The 23,492-nt window shown below is 63.8% G+C and carries 22 protein-coding genes; 14 read left to right on the top strand and 8 right to left on the bottom strand.

Annotated elements, in window-relative coordinates:
• The first annotated feature begins 63 nt into the window (after positions 1–63).
• A complete protein-coding gene (gene fabI, locus HX613_RS04850; RefSeq protein WP_204235697.1) occupies positions 64–822 on the top strand; it encodes an enoyl-ACP reductase FabI in 759 nt (252 codons plus the stop codon).
• 42 nt (positions 823–864) lie between these two features.
• Positions 865–1,368: a SixA phosphatase family protein gene (locus HX613_RS04845; protein WP_235344307.1), complete on the top strand. Its 504-nt coding sequence runs from the start codon at positions 865–867 to the stop codon at positions 1,366–1,368.
• 74 nt (positions 1,369–1,442) lie between these two features.
• Here HX613_RS04845 and serB read toward each other — a convergent pair whose 3' ends face one another.
• Positions 1,443–2,123, bottom strand: coding sequence for a phosphoserine phosphatase SerB (gene serB, locus HX613_RS04840; protein ID WP_235344306.1), 681 nt, complete (start codon positions 2,121–2,123; stop codon positions 1,443–1,445).
• Positions 2,120–2,854, bottom strand: a complete 735-nt coding sequence (locus tag HX613_RS04835) for a hypothetical protein (RefSeq protein ID WP_235344305.1) — start codon at positions 2,852–2,854, stop codon at positions 2,120–2,122. The genes serB and HX613_RS04835 overlap by 4 nt, the downstream gene beginning before the upstream one ends.
• Before the next feature lie 44 nt (positions 2,855–2,898).
• Here HX613_RS04835 and HX613_RS04830 point away from each other — a divergent pair, with 44 nt between their 5' ends.
• The 5 genes from HX613_RS04830 to HX613_RS04810 all read left to right on the top strand — a co-directional run bounded on the left by HX613_RS04830 (position 2,899) and on the right by HX613_RS04810 (position 7,145).
• Positions 2,899–3,684, top strand: a complete 786-nt coding sequence (locus HX613_RS04830; RefSeq protein ID WP_235344304.1) for an ABC transporter ATP-binding protein — start codon at positions 2,899–2,901, stop codon at positions 3,682–3,684.
• Positions 3,685–3,704: 20 nt separating this feature from the next.
• Positions 3,705–4,517: a sulfite exporter TauE/SafE family protein gene (locus HX613_RS04825; RefSeq protein ID WP_235344408.1), complete on the top strand. Its 813-nt coding sequence runs from the start codon at positions 3,705–3,707 to the stop codon at positions 4,515–4,517.
• Positions 4,518–4,521: 4 nt separating this feature from the next.
• The gene (locus HX613_RS04820; RefSeq protein WP_235344303.1) at positions 4,522–5,430 is read left to right on the top strand and encodes a TrmH family RNA methyltransferase; all 909 of its coding nucleotides are present in this window, start codon (positions 4,522–4,524) and stop codon (positions 5,428–5,430) included.
• A gap of 194 nt (positions 5,431–5,624) precedes the next feature.
• Positions 5,625–6,395 (top strand): phosphatase, encoded by a 771-nt coding sequence (locus tag HX613_RS04815; RefSeq protein ID WP_235344302.1) that lies wholly within the window; start codon positions 5,625–5,627, stop codon positions 6,393–6,395.
• Between the two features lie 39 nt (positions 6,396–6,434).
• A complete protein-coding gene (locus tag HX613_RS04810; protein ID WP_235344301.1) occupies positions 6,435–7,145 on the top strand; it encodes a hypothetical protein in 711 nt (236 codons plus the stop codon).
• Between the two features lie 6 nt (positions 7,146–7,151).
• Here HX613_RS04810 and HX613_RS04805 read toward each other — a convergent pair whose 3' ends face one another.
• Positions 7,152–7,703, bottom strand: coding sequence for a YbaK/EbsC family protein (locus tag HX613_RS04805; protein ID WP_235344300.1), 552 nt, complete (start codon positions 7,701–7,703; stop codon positions 7,152–7,154).
• Positions 7,704–7,879: 176 nt separating this feature from the next.
• Between HX613_RS04805 and HX613_RS04800 the strand changes: the two genes are divergently transcribed.
• Positions 7,880–8,134, top strand: a complete 255-nt coding sequence (locus HX613_RS04800; protein WP_092108246.1) for a type B 50S ribosomal protein L31 — start codon at positions 7,880–7,882, stop codon at positions 8,132–8,134.
• 114 nt (positions 8,135–8,248) lie between these two features.
• Here HX613_RS04800 and HX613_RS04795 read toward each other — a convergent pair whose 3' ends face one another.
• The 3 genes from HX613_RS04795 to HX613_RS04785 all read right to left on the bottom strand — a co-directional run bounded on the left by HX613_RS04795 (position 8,249) and on the right by HX613_RS04785 (position 10,486).
• Positions 8,249–9,073: a PfkB family carbohydrate kinase gene (locus HX613_RS04795; protein WP_235344299.1), complete on the bottom strand. Its 825-nt coding sequence runs from the start codon at positions 9,071–9,073 to the stop codon at positions 8,249–8,251.
• Positions 9,074–9,118: 45 nt separating this feature from the next.
• A complete protein-coding gene (locus HX613_RS04790) occupies positions 9,119–9,583 on the bottom strand; it encodes a tRNA (cytidine(34)-2'-O)-methyltransferase (RefSeq protein WP_235344298.1) in 465 nt (154 codons plus the stop codon).
• 177 nt (positions 9,584–9,760) lie between these two features.
• Positions 9,761–10,486 carry a class I SAM-dependent methyltransferase gene (locus HX613_RS04785; protein ID WP_235344297.1) on the bottom strand — a complete coding sequence of 242 codons (726 nt, stop codon included), beginning with the start codon at positions 10,484–10,486 and terminating at the stop codon, positions 9,761–9,763.
• 262 nt (positions 10,487–10,748) lie between these two features.
• Here HX613_RS04785 and HX613_RS04780 point away from each other — a divergent pair, with 262 nt between their 5' ends.
• The 6 genes from HX613_RS04780 to metX all read left to right on the top strand — a co-directional run bounded on the left by HX613_RS04780 (position 10,749) and on the right by metX (position 20,690).
• On the top strand, positions 10,749–12,410 hold the full coding sequence (locus HX613_RS04780; protein WP_235344296.1) for an HNH endonuclease signature motif containing protein: 1,662 nt from the start codon (positions 10,749–10,751) through the stop codon (positions 12,408–12,410).
• Between the two features lie 39 nt (positions 12,411–12,449).
• Positions 12,450–13,130, top strand: coding sequence for a DNA recombination/repair protein RecA (locus HX613_RS04775; RefSeq protein WP_235344295.1), 681 nt, complete (start codon positions 12,450–12,452; stop codon positions 13,128–13,130).
• Positions 13,120–14,826 (top strand): DNA polymerase Y family protein, encoded by a 1,707-nt coding sequence (locus HX613_RS04770; RefSeq protein ID WP_235344294.1) that lies wholly within the window; start codon positions 13,120–13,122, stop codon positions 14,824–14,826. The genes HX613_RS04775 and HX613_RS04770 overlap by 11 nt, the downstream gene beginning before the upstream one ends.
• The gene (locus HX613_RS04765) at positions 14,826–18,179 is read left to right on the top strand and encodes an error-prone DNA polymerase (protein WP_235344293.1); all 3,354 of its coding nucleotides are present in this window, start codon (positions 14,826–14,828) and stop codon (positions 18,177–18,179) included. Before HX613_RS04770 ends, HX613_RS04765 begins: the two co-directional genes overlap by 1 nt.
• A 152-nt stretch (positions 18,180–18,331) precedes the next feature.
• Entirely contained in the window at positions 18,332–19,654 is a 1,323-nt protein-coding gene (locus HX613_RS04760) for an O-acetylhomoserine aminocarboxypropyltransferase/cysteine synthase family protein (protein ID WP_235344292.1), read from the top strand.
• 1 nt (position 19,655) lies between these two features.
• Positions 19,656–20,690: a homoserine O-acetyltransferase MetX gene (gene metX / locus HX613_RS04755; RefSeq protein WP_235344291.1), complete on the top strand. Its 1,035-nt coding sequence runs from the start codon at positions 19,656–19,658 to the stop codon at positions 20,688–20,690.
• Positions 20,691–20,798: 108 nt separating this feature from the next.
• Here metX and HX613_RS04750 read toward each other — a convergent pair whose 3' ends face one another.
• The gene (locus HX613_RS04750; RefSeq protein ID WP_235344290.1) at positions 20,799–22,865 is read right to left on the bottom strand and encodes an acyl-CoA dehydrogenase family protein; all 2,067 of its coding nucleotides are present in this window, start codon (positions 22,863–22,865) and stop codon (positions 20,799–20,801) included.
• Positions 22,862–23,449 (bottom strand): TetR/AcrR family transcriptional regulator, encoded by a 588-nt coding sequence (locus HX613_RS04745; protein ID WP_235344289.1) that lies wholly within the window; start codon positions 23,447–23,449, stop codon positions 22,862–22,864. The genes HX613_RS04750 and HX613_RS04745 overlap by 4 nt, the downstream gene beginning before the upstream one ends.
• Positions 23,450–23,492: the final 43 nt, after the last annotated feature.

The following is a 23,492-nucleotide window of genomic DNA, read 5'->3' as shown; positions in this document are numbered from 1 at the left end:
TCGGCTCCCACGGCGTCGATGGCAACGATTTCACCCACGTTTGAACATTTCGAAAGGACCACAATGGGAATTCTTGACGGAAAGCGCATCCTCGTCACCGGCGTTCTGACCGAGGCATCCATCGCCTTCGCGGCCGCCCGCATCGCCCAGGAGCAGGGTGCCGAAGTCATCCTCTCCAGCTTCGGCCGCCAGATGAGGATCACCCAGGTGATCGCCGAACGCCTGCCCGAGACCCCGAAGGTCATCGAACTCGATGCCACCAACGAGGATGACCTGGCCGCACTGCCTGAGCGCCTCGAGGGCAACATCGACGGCATCGTCCACGCCATCGCGTTCGCCCCCAAGGACGCACTCGGCGGCGTGTTCCTCGACACCCCCTGGGACTCCGTGTCCGCAGCGATCCATGTCTCGGCGTTCTCGCTCAAGGCCATCACCGTGGCCGCGAAGCCCGTGCTCAACAAGGGTGCGGGTGTCGTGGGTCTGACCTTCGACGCCACCATCTCCTGGCCGGTCTACGACTGGATGGGCGTGGCCAAGGCCGCCTTCGAGTCCACTGCTCGCTACCTCGCGAAGTACGTCGGCGAGGACGGAGTCCGCGTCAACCTCGTCTCGGCCGGACCGCTGAAGACCACGGCCGCCACCTCGATTCCCGGATTCGGGACCCTCGAAGACATGTGGGGCGACCGCGCACCGCTGGGCTGGGACCAGAAGGACACCACTCCGGCAGGCAAGGCGATCGTCGCCCTCCTCTCGGACTGGTTCCCCGCCACAACCGGCGAGATGGTCCACGTCGACGGCGGATTCCACTCCACCGGCGCCTGAACCGGACCACCCGACACCCATACTGATCCGGAGAACACGACGATGCCTGTGCTCATTCTCGCCCGCCATGCGAAGGCCGAGGCCGAGGGGCCGACGGACTTCGAACGCTCGTTGAACGCCAACGGTCTTGCTCAAGCCGTCGAGGCCGGAGCCGAGATCGCCGAGCGCTGGTCACCTGACGTGGCCATCGCCTCGGCGGCCAGGCGCACCGTCCAGACAGGGCAGGCCGTGGTCGAAGCCGTCAACCGGCACAACGGGGAACCTGAGACCGGTACGGGCCTCGAACTGCGCCAGGACGAGTCCCTCTACAACGGGGGAGTCGGCGACTGGATCGACGCGATCAATTCGATCCCGTCCGATTCCCAGTGCGCCTACATCGTGGGCCATCAGCCCACCGTCGCCGAGGTGGTCGGCCACCTGAGCCCTGCCACCGGAGTCCCGGACGCGTTCCGACCTTCCTCGCTTGCGGTGTTCGTCCTTGAGAGCTGGGACGTCGAGCCCGGGAGCTATCCCGCACCAGAACTCAGGGTCTTCCTCGGAGTCTGAGCGCTGCAGCTGACACAGAACCAGGCGTCTGAACGAGGTTCAGGCGCCTGAGTTCCATTCACCCGCGGTGACGTTCACACATGTGCGCGTGCCTCGATGAGGGTGAGCACCTCACGCAGATCACGATTCGTCACCGAAACGTCTGCGGCGGCGACAAGCGCCGGTTTCGCACAGAAGGCGACACCCAGACCCGCGGCCTGGATCATGCCGATGTCGTTGGCACCGTCGCCGATGGCCACTGTTCGGGCCCGATCACATCCGTATTTCGATGACAGCTGCGCGAAGATCTCCGCCTTCGCACTCGGATCGATGACGCGACCGCTCGTGATGCCGGTCAGCAGTCCGTCGTCGGAGTCGAGACCATTGGCGTAGACCTCGGTGATGCCCATCGTCTCCGCGACCGGCTCGATGATCGGGGTGAAGCCACCGGAGATCAGGGCAACGACGCCACCGCCTGACTGAACAGCCGCGACAAGTTCGCGGGCACCTTCGGTCAGCGTGATCTGGGCTCGCACCTCATGGAGGACGGAGACCGGCAGACCTTTGAGCAGCGCCACTCGCTCGGCCAGCGATGCGGCGAAGTCCAACTGGCCGGTCATGGCACGCTCCGTGATGTCAGCAACCTGGGCGCCCACCTCGGCGTGGACGGCGATGAGATCGATGACCTCCTCATTGATGAACGTCGAATCGACGTCCATGACGAGAAGCTGGATGGCGTTGCCTGGCATCGGGATTGCGGAGTCTGAGTCATTCACCCCTTCATCGTAGCGACCGCCATGATGTAGTCGGCGGCCGCGGGGTGGAGACGCGAGAGCAGATCACCGAAGGCGGGAGGTGCGACCGTGGCCGGAGCCAGTACTGTGCGCATCCGCTCATGGATATCGAGGGCGGCATAGATGGCTCGAGCGTCGGCGACCGAGGGGATGAGCTTCGAGATCGGGTGGCTAAGGCTCAGCTCCTCCTGCCAGTCCCGCCACGGCCCCTCTCGCCAGTCGGCGGGAACCTCGATCGACTCGATGAGGTTCAGTCCCTCCATCACAAGGAGCCGGAGTCGGCGCAGAGCCTCGGCGGGGGTAGCCACGGTGACCGGATGAAAGACCGTGTCACGGCAGGCGATGACCTCGACGTTCGCCTCGGTGCCCAGGAGGACCACCGCAACTTGGTGGGGGCCGGAGTGGAGGACGATCGGTGCCGTATGCCGGCCGACCTTGAGCCGATCGGCCTTGTCCACCGGCGGAGTCGTATGCGGCAGCGAGGGGTGGTGCAGTGCGAGCCGGGCATGCGTGATTCCAGCGGCGCCAGCCTCGGCGGTGAAGAGGAGCAGACCCGTCGGCGGCGAGCTGCCGAAGACATCGTCGGAGACGATGAGAGGGACATCACGATCATCGTCGAGGAATGCGGCACTGACCTCGTCAGGGGCGAGGCTGGAGTGCAGGCGATGGTTCATCGCCAGGGTCAGCAGCAGTGAGTCGGTAGTCAAGTCCATGTCGAACCAGAATAGACGCCGAGCCTGCGATAGAGTTGGCTGATATGAGTGATGTCCTGACTTTGGATTCTGTTTCCGTGCGCCGAGGAGAGAATTTCCTCCTCCAAGATTTTTCCCTGACCGTCTCCGAAGGTGAGCATTGGGCCGTTCTCGGACCCAACGGCGCCGGGAAGACGACTCTGCTGGAACTGGCCGCAGGACGAATGCACCCGACGACAGGTTCGGTCGGAATCCTGGAGGAGCGCCTCGGGCGCGTCGACGTCTTCGAACTGCGCCCGCGCATCGGCTACTCCTCGACGGCCCTGGCCAACCGCATTCCTCTGTCCGAAGCCGTCCTCGACACCGTGCTGACCGCCGCCTATGGCGTCACCGGGCGCTGGGTCGAGGAATATGAGACCACCGACATCGAACGGGCCAAGGACCTCCTCGCCGCGTTCAACATCTCGCATCTGGCCGATCGCACCTTCGGCACACTGTCCGAGGGTGAGCGCAAACGCGTGCAGATCGCCCGCTCACTCATGACCGACCCGGAGCTGCTGCTGCTCGACGAGCCTGCCTCCGGACTCGACCTGGGCGGACGCGAGGAGCTGCTGGCCGCGTTGACGGAGATCCTGTCCTCGAAGTGGGCTCCGGCGACGATCATGGTCACCCACCATGTCGAGGAGATTCCTGTGGGCATCACACACGTGCTGCTGCTGGCCGAAGGCACTGATCTTGCCGCCGGCCCCATCGATGAGACCCTGACCGCCGACAATCTGTCGGCGACCTTCGGCATCGACGTGAAGCTCACCCGCGACGGGCAGCGGTTCCACGCCCGATCCCCTTACTGAGCATGGACCCAGTTCTCGGAATGGAACTGTGGCAGATTGCGCTGATCGTCCTCGCCGGAATCGGTGCTGGCGGCATCAACGCCGTCGTCGGTTCCGGTACCCTCATCACCTTCCCGGTTCTCGTGGCCTTCGGTGTGCCGCCGGTCGTGTCGACGATGAGCAATGCTGTCGGTCTGATTCCCGGCAACATTGCGTCGTCCTTCGGCTATCGAGAGGAGCTGAAGGGCCAATGGCGACGGATCCTCGGCTTCGTGCCGGCCTCCATCTTGGGTTCGCTGACCGGTGCCTATCTGCTGCTGCACCTGCCCGAAGATGCTTTCGAGACGATCGTCCCAGTACTCCTGGTCGTCGCTCTCGTCATGGTCGTGGCCCAGCCGGCGCTCTCGCGTCATCTGAAGAGCCGAGCGGTTCGTCGTGCTGAAAAGGCAGGCAGAGAGCATGTGGCGGCCTCAGTCGGCGATAAGCTCTCCACCGGTCGCTACATCCTGGTCCTGCTCGTCGTCTTTCTCACCGCGATCTACGGCGGCTACTTCGCCGCAGCTCAGGGGATCATCCTCATCGCTCTGCTCGGGCTGATCCTGCCCGATGACCTGCAGCGACTCAACGGGCTGAAGAACGTTCTGGTCCTCGTCGTCAACACGGTCTCGGCGAGCACCTACATCATCGTCGGTCACGACCGGATCAACTGGGTCGCCGTGATCTGCATCGCGATCGGCTCGCTCATCGGCGGCTACTTCGGCGCCCGCGTCGGACGCAAGTTCTCTCCCGTGCTGCTGCGCACCATCATCGTCATCCTCGGCATCGTCGCCATCTGGCGCATCCTCACACTGTGATCGCATGAACACTCCGGCCAAGGCACCACTGACAAGGCAGCAGGTCATCGACCGTGCCACCGAGCTCGGCATCAAAGCCCACCGCCTGCGATTCTTCGATGAGGAGACACTGCTGGCCTCATCCGCGGAGGACCTGCATGACTACACTCAGCTGACCGATGTGGCGCTTCGCAGCATCCGTGAGCCAGCCGAAGGACTCTTCATCGCCGAGTCCTCGAAGATCATTCGCCGCGCCCACGCCGCAGGCATGGTTCCCCGGTCATACCTGACCAGCCCCAAATGGCTCTTCGACTTAGCCGACCTCATCGCCACCAACGATGCTCCGATCTTCATCGGCACCGATGCCGCAGTCGAAGCCCTCACCGGCTTCCACCTGCACCGAGGTGCTCTGGCAGCCATGCATCGCCCGGAGATGGCCGATGTCGGCCAGCTCGTGGCCAAAGCCAGTCGCATCGTCGTCATCGAAGACGTCGTCGATCATACGAACATAGGTGCGATATTCCGGTCCGCTGCCGCGTTCGGCGTCGATGCTGTCCTGGTGACGCCGAGGTGCGCCGATCCTCTCTACAGACGTTCCATCCGAGTGTCCATGGGCACCGTGTTCCAGGTGCCGTGGACGCGAATAGAAACTTGGCCCGCCGGAGTCGATACCCTGCGTGAGCTCGGTTTCCATGTCGCGGCACTGGCCCTCGACGAGGACTCCGTGGCGATCCGAGAGTTCGCCGCTGATGCCCCCGAACGCACCGCCATCGTCTTCGGCACCGAGGGCGACGGTCTGCGACGATCAACGATCGCCGCCTGCGATTCGACTGTCATGATCCCGATGTCCGGGGGAGTCGACTCCCTCAACGTCGCAGCCGCCTCGGCGGTGGCCTGCTTCGCCCTGCAGTCAGAGCCTGCTGCCGCTCTCTGAGACGGAGCCTGACGCGTCCCCGGCTAACACTCCTATTCCGACGCGGGGTCCTCCGCAGCGTTGACCGGGGGCCTCTGGGTAAGAGTCCTCCGGCGCGCTGACCGGGGACGAAATTGGCTGTGGGAGACTGGTGGCAGGCATTTCGCCCGCAGTTTTCGTAACCTCGAACATCGTGACTCTGACTGAGGAGACCAGTGGATCGCACCACACTCGCCAACGCCCTCGAAACCGCTCGCATCACCGGCCAAGTCGCCACTCCCAGAGAGAACAACCTCTCTCACATCCACCGTTTCCTCGCACAGGAGAGGCAGTTCGACTTCGGCGTCGAACTCACCCGCGAATGGAACTTCGACTCCGTGTTCTCCCTCATGGTCGACCGGTGCGGGCTGCGTCCCGAGACGGACTTCATTGAAGGCGTCGATACGATATCGACCGAGCGCTGCATCGAGGCACTCGAGCAGTTGGCAGCGGCAATCGGGGATGTCACTCGAGCCGGGGGAGAGATCCTCTTCGCCACCGGCCACCCTGCCGGCCTGCTTCCCGTGCACATGGCCATCGCCGCAGCTGCCGAAACCCGCGGTGCCACAATCACACAGCAGACCAACGCCGTTCCCGTCCCCGGCCTCGGCGGCGACTGCAGGCAGATCAATCGTGTGTGGACCTGGCATCAGCACGGTGGCACCCCGCACACCCACCTCGCCGAACCCATGCACGCACTTCTCGACGACATCACCCGCCGAGGCGGCCAGACCCCGGATCTGATCGTGGCCGATCACGGGTGGGCCGGTGCGGCTTCGACTCGTGGACTGCGCACGCTGGGCTACGCCGACTGCAACGATCCTGCTCTCTTCGTCGCCGAAGCTCAGGGATCCATCGAGGTCACCGTGCCCCTCGACGACGACGTCGTCCCCTACCTCTACGAACCGCTCATCGACTTCGTCCTCGAACGGGCAGGGTTGGACTGACCGCGCACGGATCCCATCAAAACGACCGGAGGAGAAGCGGTGCAGAGGATAGAACGAGACCGCGAGATCGCACGCATGGGCTCCAGCGGTTGGGCGACGCTTGACTCTGTGCCCAGGGACATCGCTGATGAGGCGTCCAGGTTCGTCTCCAGCCAAAACCGAGCCTGGTGGTCTGACGCGGAAGAGCTTGGAGCCGAGATGAGCGCATGGATGGAGGGCAGACGATTCTGCGAGCAGGTCGAGCTGGGACTGCTCTACGTTCCCAAACCCGCAGTCCTCGACGTGCGCACAGCAATGCCACCTCAGACGCGGCAGGAACAGCGTTCGGATCTCCTCGGCGACGTTGTCGACGCCCGGCTGAATGAGGGTCGTGATCTCGTGCCTGAGGGGGCCAACGGGCAGCTTTTTCTCACTTGCGTCGGCGAATACGGGATCTCAGCAGGCAGCTATGAGGACATCAGTTCGGCCAGCGATGTCGAATACACGGTCGCCGGTCACGACGTGCGGTTGCCGATGACCAGGCAGCTGTGGGGATCACGAGTCCTGCAGGCGGGCACCGGTCCTTTGCCGGACACCGAACACAACGAGGCGTGGACGTTCACACTCTTCGTCGGAGACGAGCTCGTGGACGGGCTGGCGGCCTCGGGCACGATCCTCAAATCACATGTGCGGTTCCGACTGGGAAAGGCCAACCGCGGGATCGGTTCTGCCCGTGTTGCCCCCGCGATTCCCATCGGCACGGTCAGCTGAGCACGATCATTCGATCTCGTTGGCGAGCCCCTCGACCACCTCGGCGGTGGGAAGTGACGCCAATGCCGCGCCTGAGAGCATGAGCTTGGACCCGCGGATGCCCGAGCCGATGATGAGTTCTTTGGCCTCGGCCACACGTGAGTCGATGAGAATCCGGTAGTTGGCGGGCAGTCCGATCGGCCCGATACCGCCGTACTCCATACCCGATTCGCCGACCGCACGATCCATGGGCAGGAATGAGGCCTTGCGGACGTCGAGGAGCTTCTTCACGCGCTTGTTCACATCGGCGCGCGTGTTCGCGAGCACCATGCAGGCCGCGATCCTTTCCTCACCGGCGCGTGAACCTGCGACGAGAACACAGTTGGCTGAAGTCTCAGGCCCTAGGCCGGTGGCGTCGAGCAGGGCAGAAGTGTCAGCGATCTGCGGGTCGATGGCGAAGGCGGCGACATCGCCGGTGATCGACGGGATCGCCTCGGCGGTGGGCTTGGCCATGAGATCGGGATCCGATGCTGCGGGAGTGAGGTCGAATTGCGCGGAGATGCGTTCCTTGGTGTTCATGGCCACAGTTTAGGAGACGGCAGGGGAATCGCTTTGGGTCGGTCCATCAGATAGACTGGACTGTCGCTTCGTGTCCGGTTCCTACGGTACGGGGCGTGTCCAGCAGACGAATTCGGGCACTGGCGGATGGGTCGACCCATACCAGGCGCCTGAGCGGATTCAGCAAAGGTAAGAATATGAAAAAGGACATCCACCCGGAATACGCACCGATCGTGTTCAACGATCTGTCGTCGGGAACCAAGATCCTCACCCGTTCGACCGCGACGAGCGAAAAGACGATCGAATGGGAAGACGGCAACACCTACCCAGTCATCGACGTTGAGATCTCGAGCGCATCGCACCCGTTCTACACCGGAAAGCAGCGCATCCTCGACTCCGCAGGCCGCGTCGAGAAGTTCAAGGATCGCTACAAGGGCTTCGGCAAGCGCTGATCCCCTGTCGGTTTCGACCGATCAGACGGTTCCGGCCGTCACGCATGACTCATGCGAACTGCCCCGCACACCTGAGACGGTGTGCGGGGCAGTTCTTTTGCTCTGTGATTTAGCTCAGTCCACACTGACGCGGACATCGGGTGACGGCTGAGTGCGTGCCGCGGGGTGGAACAGCGAGGCCACGCCGGTGGCATTGTCGAGACAGTTCGCGATGCCGTGGGCGACCTTCTCCTTCGCCGAGACGACCGCGTCCTCAACGCTGAGACCGGTGGCGATGCCAGCGGCGATGGATGAGGCGAATGAACAGCCTGCACCGTTGACGAGCTTCTCATTGACCTTGCGCGAACGCAGCGTCGTGACCTTCTGGCCATCGAAGAGAATGTCGATCGCGTCCGCACCGGCCAGACGTGCTCCGCCCTTGACGACGACGTTTTCGGCGCCCTGGTCGTGGATGATCTTCGCGGCCTCGATCATGCCCTCAACCGAATCGATCGGTTCGATGCCAGCCAGCGTTGCGGCTTCCTCGAGGTTCGGGGTGATGACGGTGGCCAAGGGCACGAGGTTGTCGACGAAGAGATCCTTGAGATCGACCATCGTGCCCGCACCCTTGCACACGAGGACAGGGTCGAAGACATAGGGAAGCTCATTGGTCTTGAGCTTCTCGGCCAGAACGAGAGCGTTCTCCACGGACCCGAGCATGCCCGACTTGATCGCGTCGAACTTGTGCACCGCCAGCGTCGATTCGAGCTGCCTGGTCACAACCTCGGGGTCGATGAATTCGATGACGTGGCTGAAGCCGTCATTCGGTTCGAAGGTGACGATGCAGGTCACGGCGGCGGTGCCGAACGCGCCATACTCTTCGAACATCTTCAGGTCAGCTTCGAGCCCTGCTCCGCCTGAGACATCGGAGCCGGCGATCGTGAGCACTTTGGAGGTCATAGTGGTCCTTTCGGGAATTGCTGTCGGGCAGAAGTCTACGCGCGTTCAGGCACCGGCGTATCCCTGCTGTCGCCAGGCCTCGTAAATCGCGATCGACGCGGAATTGGCGAGGTTGAGCGAGCGCCGCGACGGCAGCATCGGGATGCGCACGGACAGGTCCACATGCTCATCATCGACGACTGCATCGGGCAGGCCCGTCGACTCCTGACCGAAGAGGAGGACATCACCGTCACAGTAGTCCACCTCGGCGAAGGACTGCTCCGTATGGGTGGTGAATGCGATGACCCGACGCTCGCCGAGGCGGTTCCACAGATCCGTCAGAGAGGCGTGGACCGTGACGTGGGCAAGATCGTGATAATCGAGTCCCGCACGACGCAGCTTCGCATCAGAGAGGTCGAAGCCCAAGGGTTCGACGAGGTGGAGGTGGGCCCCCGTGACTGCGGCCAGGCGTATGGCGTTGCCGGTGTTGCCGGGGATCTCAGGAGTGTGGAAGACGATGTCGATGTTCATATGAGTTCCATTTTGTCACGTTTGCAGGCCGCTTCTGCCGTCATTCCAGCCAGGTGGCCTCGATGACGAGGACCTGTCCGACGCTCCACCTCGGCGGATGATGTCATACTTTCGTGACTGTTGGTCCGGTTCCTTGTGACTGGGTAGGCGATACGGGCTGTTTCCTGGGGACGGAAGTCAGGCTGGCCGGCGGACGAGCAGGTAGCCCTGTCGTGTCACCTCTGGGAATCGGCCCGCTTGGTCCGGTTCCCGTTCGAGCCGGGTCACGGGGACGAAGCCGTGGTCAGCGAGAACCGTGAGAACCTGATCGATCGAGCGACGGTGGAAGTCGAGATCGACCGTGAAGCCGGCGGCCTTCGCCTGATGGTCGATTCGATCGCCGAGCTGGAAGGCCAATTGGAACAGCCCACCCGGCCGCAGCACTCGTGCCGCCTCAGCAAAGACTGTGTGCAGGGACTCATCGGGAACGTGGATGATGGAGTACCACGCGAGGAGTCCGGAGAAGCTGTCGTCGCCGTACGGCAGTGCGGTCATGGTTCCGGTGGCGAAGTCGAAGGTGGGGTAGTGGCGCGTTGCCAGGGCGATCATGGCGGGGGAGAGGTCGAGGCCCGAGGGAGTCAGACCCAGGGCGGCAAGGAATGCGGTGATCCGACCGGGGCCGCACCCGATTTCCAGAGTCTGGGAATCCCCTGTGGCGAGCACGAGTTCCGAAAAGGCACCGAGAACTGCTCGATCGTGTGGCTTGGCCGTGAGCTCGTCTGCAATCCAGCCCGTATAGGTCTCGGCGATCGCATCGTAGGAGGCTCGGGTGGCTGCCTCCCGGTCCGAATCCTGGGGGCTGCTATGGGAGAGGTGGGGGCTGCTACGGGAGAGGACCGCGTCGTCATTCGTCTCATCGCTCATGCGAACAGCCTACGGTGTGACGCTGCGATTGAGCCTGGTGCGCCCCCGCGGGGACGCATTCACATTCGGGAGATTCTAATGCCCTAGAACGCCGGTATTTAGAAAGCGAATCAGATTAGAAGATGAAAGACTGATTCAGCAGATTCGATCATGATGTTTCGGATGTCATGTCAGTGGCGCCTCGTATGGTGAAAGCAGGTTCGAGGTCATGGGGACTCGCGAACCGAACGGCCACAGGGGCCGAAGGGGAAAGGTGGGGACCATGGTCGAGAACACGGCTGCAGATCCATTTGCGGACTATCCGGATCCGTTTTCAGATGCAGAGATTCTCAAATCGATGAGCGTCGATCCCAGCGACTACGGCAGAGGCTCGAGGGCGCAGGTGGAAGCTCCGCACGACGGGCCGAGCCCTGGAGGTCGCTCTGGCGGTGAGACGGATGCGGACCCTGAGACGGACACGGGGACTGGGCTCGGCGACCTCACCTCCGAGGAGCTGGTTGCCGACATTCGACGCAACATCTCGTGCATCGCCTTCTGCCATGCCCGTGTCATTGCACTCATCGACGAGGTCGAACGCCGAGGACTGTGGGCACAGTGGGTGGGCGTGACATCGCTGCCTCAATGGGTCATGCACATCGCTGCTGTCAGCGCACACACCGCACGGGAATACGTCCGCGTGATGATGGCGCTGCGCGACATGCCGAAGGTCAAGGAGAGTCTGGGGGAGGGGAATGTCAGCTTCTCCAAGGTGCGCGAGGTCACCAGGCTGGTGGGGCGGATCCCCGATGAGGAAGCCTTGCGCTTAGCCGATGTCTCCACCGGAAGCCAGATCGGTGTGATAGCTCGCAATTACCTCCAGCTGTCCGACGCGAACGAGGCCGGTGGGCCACCCCGCTTTCTTCCAAGCGACAGCGTGAGTATGCGGACCACCGAACCCGGGCGGACCCGCATCACGATCGACCTGGGCGAGGATGAAGCCGCTGAGTTCTCCTCGATGCTCGACGCTGCTCGGCATGTCCTCGAACAGCAGTCCGACACGGAAGGACGGTCTGACACTGAAGAGGTCGACGCGGACGAGCAGGAGAAGCCGCCGTACGAGCCGATCTCGCAGGTCATGTGCCTGATGGAGATCGTGCATGCGTTTCCGCAGGCCGAGTCGCCCGGCACCGTTGACGTCGACCGCGCCCGCATGCTCGTGCATGCCTCCGCCGAGGTGGTGACCAGATTCGGTGCCCTCGATACTGCAGTCGCTGAGCACGAGACCACCGATGCTGTCCTCGACGACGTCCCCGCGGGGACGCCTGTGGTCGGGAAGAAGGACCTGACCTGTCGGGTTGACGGCTTCGGAGGCATCACCTCGGCGACGGCGGAACGGCTGAGCTGCGAAGCCCTGGTCAGTGGGGTGATCAAGGACGCCGACGGAGACGTGCTCATGCTCGGCCGTTCGAAGAGGCTGGTGAGCAGACGTCAACGCCTGGCGCTGAGCGCACGGGATATGGGATGCCAATTCCCCGGCTGCCGCGCCCGCAGGAGGTGCGACGCTCACCATATCCGTCCGTGGTCACAGGGCGGAGCAACGGACCTGGACAATCTCATCCTGCTCTGCCGCACGCACCACACGGCCGTGCACAAATATGAGTTGAATATCTCACGGACCCCAGCACCTTTCGCCGGAACGCTGGACGGACAGGCGGCATTCGCCTTCTTCCTGCCCGACGGCTCGCAGCTGCTTCCCCTCGAGGAGAGAAGGCGAGGGCGCCACGTCTTCGACACGGCGCGGCTGGTGAAAGTTGCCGAAAAGGCGGTAGCCGAAGCGGATCCGAGCACTCTCGGCGGTGGGTACGGCTTCAGCCTGGACTATTGCATTGCGTGGATGTTCGAAGCGGAATGGCGACACGCCCGGGCGAACAATGCCGCTGCCTAAATCTTGCCTATTTAGAACACTAGTTCGATAATGGATGTCATGTCTGCAGTGCCACTCGTTGAACAGCTCAGCCGGGAGATGGGTATCTCCACGGCCACTGCTCTGTTCGATGGGCCTGCCCCCCGCGCTGTGGATCCGGTGCTGGCACCGATGTTTCGCCGAGGCGGTCTTCCCAGAGGCGAGATCGTGACACTGACCGGGGGCCAGTCCTTGAGCTGTGCCCTCGCTGCGATCGCCGTCGCAACCCAGGAACAGAAATGGTGCGCCGGCATCGGACTCGGAGAACCGGCCGTGTCGTCCATTGCCGATCTGGGCGTTGACCTCGACCATTTCGTCAACCTCGTCACCCCCGCCGAGGACTGGCTGCGGGTGGCCTCCATCCTCATCGAGTCCTTCGATATCCTCGTCATCGACCCGGGATTTCTGCCCAGCGCTGGGGAACGCGCCCGGCTGCTGGCGAAGGTGCGCGAACGTAAGATCAGCCTCATCAGTCTGACGTCGATGCCCGGAAGCACGGAGCAGATCGAGATCACCGACACACAGTGGTCGGGCACGGAACACGGCCATGGACGTCTCCGCTCCTGCCTCGTGCAGGCACGATCCCAGACCGGCGTCCACCGGTTCCTGTTGCCCGGACCGGACGGGACTCCTGCCGAGGCACCCGCACCTTCCCCATCTGAGGGTGTATTCGAACGGCCGGTGATCCGCAGTGTCAGCTGACGCCGCTGCTGAGCCCAGGGCTGTGCGCACCGGCACCACAAGCAGTGACCCTGCAGGTGGGGGCAGTGTCTTTGCCGACGGAGGCACCGCTGACCGGCGCACGCTGGTTCTGACCGTTCCCGATTGGTCCGCGGTGGCGGCCGCGGCCGAGCATGACCTCAGCCCTCGCACTCCGGTGGCGGTTCTCAGCGGGGGCAAGGTGATGGCAGCCAATGCGCCTGCGCGCGCAGCCGGAATCGCTCTGGGCAACAACAAACGCGCGGTCGGGTACCGCTGTCCCGAAGCACACGTGGTGGCCTGGGACGAGGAGGCAGACAACAGGCACTTCTCCGCAGGAGTCGGAGCGCTCGAGGAACTCGTGGCGCGGTTCACTCTGCTCAGCCCCGGCACGCTTGCCATTCCCCTCGACTCGCTCAAACACGGCTATGACGATGAGCCCAGCGCCGTGGAGGCGCTGATCTCCGCACTCGTATCGGTCACCGGGTGGGAGTTCTTCCCCGGCATTGCTGACACCGTGTTCGCGGCAGTCCTCGCCGCGGGACAGGCGCGCCGGGTCGAGCCAGGGCAGACTGCGGAGTTCTTGGCCGCTCAGCCGATCAGCACCCTCGAATACGCCGGGGCAGGCGCGACCGAACTCATCGACACCTTCACCCAGCTGGGTCTGCGAACCCTGGGGGATCTGGCCGAAATCGACGCGCGGGACGTGAACTCACGATTCGGGGCACTGGGCAAGCGCGCGCACGATCTGGCCACAGGAACCGAGTGGACGCCGCTGAATGATCATGTCCGGGAGGAACGACTCGATGTCGAACTCGGTCTGGACACGCCGACCACCCGCAGTGACACTTTGGGATTCCTGACCCGCCAGCTCGCCGCCGACCTGCTGACGACAGTGCGGCGCCGAGGGCTCGTGTGCACGCAGATCACAATCGAGCTCATCGCTGTCTCAGGGCAGTCCTCGAAGCGGACTTGGCGGATCGAGGACATGAGCGAGAACACCATCGCCGATCGTCTGCGGTGGCAGGCAGAGGGATGGTTGGCCGGGGCCGCTCGAAAGGGACCGGCCGCACCCCAGTCCTGGCCGACTCCCCAGTTCGAGCCGGCTCCCGACGAACCCGGTCCCGACCCGGAAGACTTCTCCGAAGAGGGCATCATCGCTCTGGGCCTCGTGGCCGCGGAGCTGACCACCCCCATCGGTGCGACGAAGAGCCTGTTCGATGAGAACACCGGGCAGGTCACCCACACGCTGGAGCGACTGCAGGGACTGTTCGGTCCCGATTCGGTCCTGGTCCCGGGTCTGCAGGGCGGATGGGATCCGGCCGAGACGAACCTGTGGACACCGTGGCAGCAAGCGGCATCACCTGTGCGCAGCCCCGGCGCACCCTGGCCCGGGGCACTGCACGCACCCCGACCGACGACGGTCGAACGTCTGCCCGTCGACGTGCTCGCCGCGGGAGGCCGACCGGTGGGAGCACGTCCCGCGGGCCTGGAATCGGCGCCGTATGCGATCCGCTTTCCAACCGGAACCGCCGAGGCGGTCATTGACTATTCGGGCTCCTGGCCTGTCGAATCCGGTTGGTGGGATCCGACGAAAGCCATCTACCGGACCCGGCTGCAGGTCGTCACCGACTCGGGGCAGGCACTGCTGCTGAGCAAAGAGAACGGCCAGTGGTACATCACCGGCCGGTACCGCTGATGGGCTTCTCGAATCCGCGCACCCCCTGGTCCCAGCTGGCTCAGAGGCTGGAGGGCAAACAGGCCAGCCGCAAACAGGTCGCCGACAGGCAGACGGTCAACAGGCAGACGGTTGACGAACACGCCGACGGATCCGACGCGCCCGCCTTCTCCCGCCCCGACCGCCATCAGGTGTCGGTGGGACCCGGCGGCTCCGATGGCACCGGCCGGTATTCGGGACTTGGCCAGGGGCCCATTCTGCGCACTTCGACCGTCGAGTGGGCCGAGCTGCATGTGCACTCCCAGTTCAGCTTCCTCGACGGGGCCTCCGACCCGGAGGAGCTCGTGGCCGCAGGTGCGGCCGCGGGGCTGACGTACTTGGCGCTGACCGATCACAACGGTCTCTACGGTGCGGTGCGGTTCGCCCATGCCGCCGCCGAGGTGGGGCTGCCCACCGTCTTCGGCGCGGAGCTGTCCGTGGGGTTGGAGGAGAAGATCCCCGGCCAGACCGATCCCGATGCCACCCACCTTCTGGTCCTTGCCCGCGGAGTCGAGGGATACCACCGACTGTCGATGGCCATCACCGAGGCCAATCTGGCGGGCGAGAAGAACCGGCCGGTGTTCGGTCTCGAAGAGCTGGCCTCGATGAGCGGGGACTGGACGATCCTCACCGGCTGTCGCAAAGGCCCCCTGCGCCGAGCCCTGAACGATCCTGACGGTGGGCTCGGTGCCCTGCGTGAGCTCATCGCGCTCTTCGGGCGCGAGCGGATCGCGGTCGAACTCAGCCGGGACGGAACCCCGGACGACGATGAACGGCTGCGCCACCTCGGCGAGCTTGCTCAGCGGACCAATCTGCCGGTCGTGGCCAGCAACAGTGTGCACTTCGCTACCCGGGCGCAATGGAAGTCCGCGCAGGTGAGGGCCTCGGTGAGGTCTCGGCTGTCCCTCGACGAGCTGGCCGGGTGGCTGCCGGCGACAGCGAATGCCCGGATCCATACGGGCGAGGAGATGGCCGCACGCTTCCCTCGGCAGGCCTTGGAGAACGCCGTGGCCATCGGCAGGGAATGCTCCTTCGTCCTGAATTCGGCCCGCCCTGACCTGCCGCGTGCCCCGATGCCCGATGCCCGCGGGGCCGAAGAGTATCTGCGCGAGCTCATCGAGGACCGCGGCGCCAGGCGCTACGGATCCCGGGCTGCGAATCCGAAGGCATGGGCGCAGCTCGATCGGGAGATGAACATGATCGCGACGCTGGGGTTCTGCGGATACTTCCTCATCGTCTACGACATCACCGAGTTCTGCCATCGGGTGGCCATCTTCTGCCAGGGCAGAGGCTCGGCAGCGAACTCCGCCGTCTGCTATGTCCTCGACATCACCGCCGTCGACGCGGTCAAGCACGGACTCCTCTTCGACCGTTTCCTCTCACCGGATCGCAAGGGCTATCCGGACATCGACATCGACATCGAATCGGGCAGGCGGGAGGAGGTCATCCAATACGTCTATGATCATTTCGGCCGTGAACGGGCCGCTCAGGTCGCCAACGTCATCACCTACCGGGCGAAGTCGGCGATCCGGGACGCGGCCTTCAGCCTGGGCTACGAACCGGGTCAGCAGGATGCGTTCTCAAAAGCCAGCAACCGCTGGTCGACCCTGCCCGAAGCCTCCGATTCCCCGGTCCCGGCTCCGGTGCTCAGAATCGCCGGTGACCTCCTGGGCTCACCCCGTCACCTGGGCATCCACTCCGGTGGCATGATCCTTGCCGACCGTCCCATCGGTGAGGTCGTCCCGATCGAGAAGGCCACGATGGGCCATCGTACCGTCGTCCAATGGGACAAGGACGACTGCGCCGCCATGGACCTGGTGAAGTTTGACCTGTTGGGGCTGGGCATGCTCACAGCACTCCACGAGATGGTCGATCTCGTCCACCGGCACACGGGTGAGCTCATCGAACGCGCCCACATCGACGACGAGGACGACCGTGTCTACGAGATGCTGCAGAAAGCCGATGCGGTGGGTGTCTTCCAGGTCGAATCGCGAGCCCAGCTGGCGACCCTTCCCCGTCTGCGCCCGGAGACGTTCTACGATCTCGCCGTCCAGGTCGCCCTGATCAGGCCCGGTCCCATCCAGGGCGGATCCGTCCACCCCTACATCCGCAGACGGCAGGGCCTCGACGAGGTCGAATACCTCCACCCACTGCTGCAGAAATCCCTGGCCAAGACCTACGGGGTGCCGCTGTTCCAAGAGCAGCTCATGCAGATGGCCATCGACGTCGGCGGCTTCACCGGAGCCGATGCCGACCAGCTGCGGCAGGCCATGGGATCACGGCGGTCAGAGAAGCGGATGACCGAACTGGCGCAGAAGTTCCAGACCGGGGCTGCAGCCAAGGGCGTCGACGAGGAGACCGCGGAGTCCATCTTCTCCACGATTGCCGCGTTCGCGAACTACGGGTTCCCCGAATCCCATGCGATCAGCTTCGCGAACCTCGTCTACCAGTCGGCCTGGTTCAAATACCACCACCATGCGGCGTTCACCGTGGGGCTGCTGCGCAGTCAGCCGATGGGCTTCTACTCACCGCAGTCCCTCGTCGCCGACGCCCGTCGCCACGGTGTGAAGATCCTGCCCGTGGACATTCGCCACTCGATGGCCGGCAGCGATCTGGAGCGCGTCGAGACCTCAGGCGAGTTCGGGATCCGGCTGGGTCTGGACTCTGTGGCCCATGTCGGCTCCTTCGCCGAGGTGATCGTGACCGAACGCGCGAGCGCACCATTCACCTCGGTGACGGACCTGGCAGAGAGGACCGGAATCGGAAAGCAGGCACTCGAGGGGCTCGCCACCGCAGGGGCACTGAGCAGCTTCGATCTCGACCGCAGACAGGCGCTGTGGCTGGCCGGAGGCGTCGCGGGAGCACACCCGGGCGTGCTCCCGGGAACCGCCACGATCTCCTCGGCGCCGAGCCTGCCGACCATGGATGCCTTCGACACGACCCTGGCCGAACTCTTCTCCACCGGAATCACCGTCGACGGATACCCGACCGAGATCCTGCGAGCGTCCCTGATCGAACGGGGCTATGCCTCGACGGCGGATGCCGCAGCGGCTGCGGACGGGACCCGGATGACGGTGGCCGCCATCGTCACACACCGACAGCGCCCGGCCACCGCCTCGGGGATCACATTCATCAACCTCGAGGACGAATTCGGGATGCTCAACGTCGTCGCCACGGCCGGGCTGATGAAACGGTTCCGGCCGATCGCGACCTCGCGCAACGCGCTCGTGGTCACCGGGCTGATCCAACGCGGGGGAGAGGTCGTGAGCCTCTACGCCCACAAGCTCATCCCGCTCGAGGTGCAGCTGCCGACCAAGGCCCGCAACTTCCGCTGATGATGTGTGACGGAACATGACGACACATGACACGAAGATGACGAGATCACATCGGGGAAGTCACAGAGTCCATGAGAGTAGAGCCATCCCCACCACTCGCATCACCCGCATGAACGATTGCGGGCGAACCCGCCGCATCCGAAGGAGACATCATGGCTCAGTCATTCGAAACCCGCCAGATCCACGCCGGTCAGACACCCGATCCGGTCACCGGATCCCGCGCGCTGCCCATCCACCAGACGACCTCGTTCGTCTTCGACAGCAATGAGACTGCCGCGAATCGCTTCGCACTCGCCGAGCTCGGCCCCATCTACACCCGCATCACCAACCCGACCACCGAGGTCGTGGAGAACCGCATCGCCGACCTCGAAGGCGGCGTCCACGCCGTACTCACAGCTTCGGGACAGTCAGCAGCCCTGCTGGCGATCACGAACATCGCCGAGGCCGGTGACCACATCGTCGCCAGCTCCAGCCTCTACGGCGGAACCTACAACCTGCTTCACGTGACCCTGCGCAAGCTGGGCATCGAGACCACGTTCGTCGACGTCGATGACCTCGATGGCTGGAAGTCAGCAGTGCAGGACAACACCAAGCTCTTCTTCGCCGAGGTCGTCTCCAACCCCCGCTCCGATGTCCTCGACATTGCCGCTGTGGCTGACATCGCTCACGAGGCCGGTGTTCCGCTCTTCACCGACAACACCCTGGCCACCCCCTACCTGGTGCGTCCGATCGAGCACGGTGCCGACGTCGTCCTCCACTCGGCCACGAAATATCTCGGCGGGCACGGCAACTCGATCGCCGGTGTCGTCATCGACAGCGGAAACTTCGACTACGGCACGCAGCCGGAGAAGTTCCCCGGCTTCAACACCCCGGATGAGTCCTACAACGGCCTGGTCTACGCTCGCGATCTCGGCGCGGATTCGCCGTTCGGTGCAAACGTCTCCTTCGGCCTCAAGGCCCGTGTGCAGGGTCTGCGCGACCTCGGACCGGCCGCCAGCCCGTTCAATGCATTCCTCATCGCCCAGGGAATCGAAACCCTGAGCCTGCGCATCGACCGCCATGTCGAGAACGCGAACAAGGTTGCCTCCTACCTCGAGAACCACGAACAGGTCAGCCGGGTCGCCTTCGCCGGACTCGAGTCCAGCCCCTGGCACGACAAGGCCGAGAAGTACCTGCCGAACGGTGTCGGATCGGTCCTCGGCTTCGACATCGCCGGAGGTTTCGACGCCGCTGTGGCATTCGTCGATGCGCTTGAACTGCACTCCCACGTGGCCAATATCGGCGACGTCCGCTCGCTGGTCATCCACCCGGCATCGACGACCCATGCCCAGCTGGACGAAGAGGCACAGATCGCCGCCGGCGTGAACCCCGCCTTCGTGCGTCTGTCCGTGGGACTCGAAGGCAGCGACGACATCATCGCCGACATCGACAAGGGCTTCGCCGCTGCCGCAGCGAAGGCATCGGCCGCCGCCTGACATGACTACCCAGAGCACTTCCGTCGAGCGAATTCTGGGCTTCGTCACAGAATCCGGACACACGTTCGGGACCGTCGAAGTCGCCTATGAGACCTTCGGCACACTCAACACGGACCGCAGCAATGCGATCCTGGTCGAACACGCCCTGACCGGCGATACCAGCGTCACCGACTGGTGGGCAGGAATCGTCGGTCCGGGCGAGGCGATCGACACGGACGAATACTTCGTGGTGTGTGCGAATTCGCTCGGCGGATGCTCGGGAACCACCGGTCCGCAGTCTGTCTATGACGACGGCCTGCCCTACGGATCACGATTCCCTGCGGTCACGATCCGCGATATGGCCCGACTGGAACACAATCTCGCACAGATCCTCGGCATCGACTCTTGGCATGCCGTCATCGGCGGATCGATGGGCGGAGCCAGAGCCCTCGAATTCGCACTCCTCGACAAGTGCAAGGTGAAGAAGTGCGCGATCATCGCAGCACCGGCCTTCTGCGACGCCGATCAGATCGCCTGGGCGATGATGCAGGAACGCGCGATCGAACTCGACCCCGACTACTATTCCGGTGACTACACCGCGGTCGGCGCCTTCCCTGCACAAGGGTTGGGCCTGGCCCGCCAGATCGCCCACCTGACCTACCGCAATGATGCGGAGCTCAACCACCGGTTCTCCAGCCGGCGCAGATCGCCTGACTATCACGAGGTCACTTCGTACCTCGATTACCAGGCGAAGAAGCTCACCGCCCGATTCGACCCACACAGCTACGTCGTGCTTTCTCGCGCCCTGCGCGACCACGACGTGCGCACCGGTCGCTCACAGGACTTAGCGACTGCATTGGCCGATGCCTGCACCGACAACCTCGTCGTCTCAGTCTCCTCCGATCGGCTGTTCCCGACCGCACAGGTCGAACTGCTCGCGCAGAATCTGCCCGGAGCGGTCAGCCATCACGTCATCGAATCCGAGGTCGGTCACGACGGTTTCCTCACGGAGACTGCGGCGGTCTCGGCGGCGCTGCAGGACTTTCTCCGCGCCTGAAACCGAACGAGCTCGCAGCAAACGAGCCCAGAGCAAACGAGCCACATGCGAGAGGGGCCGTGCAGCAATCAAGCTGCACGGCCCCTCTCGCATCTTCTTATCTACCTGCTACTTACTAGCTTTCGCCTTGCGTCCGCCTTTGCCGGCAGCCTTCTGCGCCGCTTTCGCAGCCTTGCGCAGCTGCTTCTCCTCGACAGGGTAATCCTCCTGCGCGCGGGAGTGACGGTAGTAGTCTGCGGCCTCTGCCTGACGCTTCGCCTCGATGCCGGTCGCAATCGTTGCGCGGCGATGATCGTCACCGTAGCCGAAAGCGTCGACAAGGTCCAAGGCGTTGGCCGAGAGCTTCGCACACAGACGGTTGATCGTCTCGTTCAACTGGCGGGCACGCATCATCGGGAGGCGACCGTACATGAGGTGCCAGCCGACATGCTTCTCAATGAGAGTCAGACCGAAGGTATCGCGCAGACGGCGGAAGACCTTGCTCTGCTCGGGGTCTGTCTGTTCCCTCATCGTCTCATCGAGGGCCTTCCACTTCTCCAGTTCGACGTACGCGCGCGCCATCTCAATGAACTCGTGCTGATTGTCGTTGAAGACCTCCGCCGCATCGGCTTGCGACATCTTCGCGGCAGGACGCAGTGCCTGGGCGAGATTCGAGAGCATGACCTCGAGCCTGGTCTCAAGCAACGAACGCTGAAGTTTACCGGAACGGATCCGCTTCTCGTTCAAGTTCAGGGTAAAGACATCGGAGATCGCGAGTCCCGCATTGGCGATGCCGGTGCGGTAGAGCGTGTGTTCGGCGGCCTGAGTTCCGATGAAGCGTGCGGCTCCGCCGACATCGATATGCGCGAGTTCTTTGGCGTAGTCACCGAGGAGGCGCTTACCGGCCAGTTGCAGGAGCACAGTGTTGTCGCCTTCGAATGTGGCATAGACATCGAGATCGGCGCGGAGACCCACAAGACGGTTCTCAGCCATGAAGCCGGCACCGCCGCATGCTTCGCGGCTTTCCTGGATGACGTCGAGGGCCATCCATGTGGTGTCGGCTTTGAATGCCGCGGCCCGAGTCTCAAGCAGCGCACGATTCTCATCGCTCTCATCGGCCCCGGAGAACACCTCTTCGAATGAGGTCAGCAGCTTCTCGTGTGCGAAGGCCGAGGCGTAGACCGAGGCGATGGCCGGCATCAGTCGACGCTGGTGCTGTTGGTAGTCCAACAATGTGGTCTCATTGATGTCATCAACTGAGGTGAACTGTTTGCGTTCGAGGCCGTAGCGAACGGCGATGTCGAGTGCCAACTTCGAAGCGACGATGGCTGCACCGTCGAGGGAGACACGTCCCTGGACTAGGGTGCCGAGCATCGTGAAGAAGCGACGTCCCGGAGAGTCGATGGACGAGGAATACGCACCATCGGCGGCCACTGCACCATAGCGGTCGAGGAGGTTGAAGCCTGGAATACGGATTCCGTCGAAGGAGATCCGTCCGTTGTCGACGCCCTTGAGACCGCCCTTGAACGCGTCGTCTTCGATGGTGATGCCCGGCAGCACCTCGCCGTCTTCGTCGCGGATCGGCACGAAGAACGCGTGCACACCATGATTGACCCCACCGGTGATGAGCTGAGCGAAGACCACAGCCGCACGAGCGTCACGCGCCGCATTTCCGATGAATTCCTTCGTCGCGGCCCGAAAAGGGGTGGTGATGACGAATTCTTCGTCCTCCACCGAATAGGTCGCGGTGGTCCCGACGGCGGCGACATCGGAGCCGTGGCCGATCTCTGTCATCGCGAATGAGCCCAGCAGTGTGCCCTTCTGGGCATCCAGCAGCCAGGCATCGTGCTGCTCGGAGTTGCCCAGGTGAAGGATCGCCCCGCCGAAGAGGCCGAACTGGACGCCTGCCTTGATCTGGAGGCTGGGGGAGGCGGTGACGGTCTCTTCAAACGCCGAGACGTTCGCCGCATGTTCGTTGCGGCCGCCCAGGGACGTCGGCAGGCTCAGCAACGGCAGTCCGGTGTCAGCCATGAGCCCGACACCGGCGAGCGTCTTCGCCCGTGTGGTCTCAAGGTCATCGGCGGGATCCTCATGAGTGATCTCTTCGAGTGCCAGGGTCCGTCCCTGGCGCCGGGCCTCGGCCCACTGGCCGTCGAGGGCGGTGTTGATCGCCTTTGGATCAAGGGAAAGCTTCATTCGTCTACTCCTAGTTTTGCGGGCAACGAGGCCCAGAGCCATTGACTGATTGCGGTGGCGAATTCATCGGGACGGCTGGGATCGGCCAGCCAGTTTTCGGTCGCAGCACGCACGAACCCGATTGCACCTGCTGCCCACAGCTGTCCCTGAGTACCCTCGAGGACAAGCCGATCGGCGAGGAGGCTGGCAATCGAATTGAAGAATCCGCCGGTCTCCGTGGGTGCGAAGCGGTTGACTGCCGTATCGCAGAATCGGTAGATATTCGGTGATTCTGCGGCGAGCGCGACGAACGCATGGATCATCTTGGTGAGTGCATCCTGCGCCGAGGTTGCTGTGGCGTCATCGAGCGACTTGGAGATGACATCCATCGCCCATTCGCCCATTGCCGCCTGCAGTCCGGCACGATCCGTGAAATACCGGTAGAGCACTGACTTTGTTGTGCCCGAATACTCTGAGATCTGCTCCATCGACAGCTCGTCTCCGTGCTCGTCGACGACATGCCGGACGGCGCGCAATAGCTCCCGGCGCCTGAGGTCGCGATGCTGCTGCCACCGAGTGGACCGGCCATCTGTGAGCGATTTCATGTGACAGACGGTATCAGGTACTGTCGGTAACAGTTAAATCCAC

Source organism: Brevibacterium sp. UCMA 11754, assembly GCF_021532275.1.
Lineage (GTDB): Bacteria > Actinomycetota > Actinomycetes > Actinomycetales > Brevibacteriaceae > Brevibacterium.
Note: the sequence above shows the minus strand (reverse complement) of the source record. Positions and strands in the feature narration are given on the sequence as shown.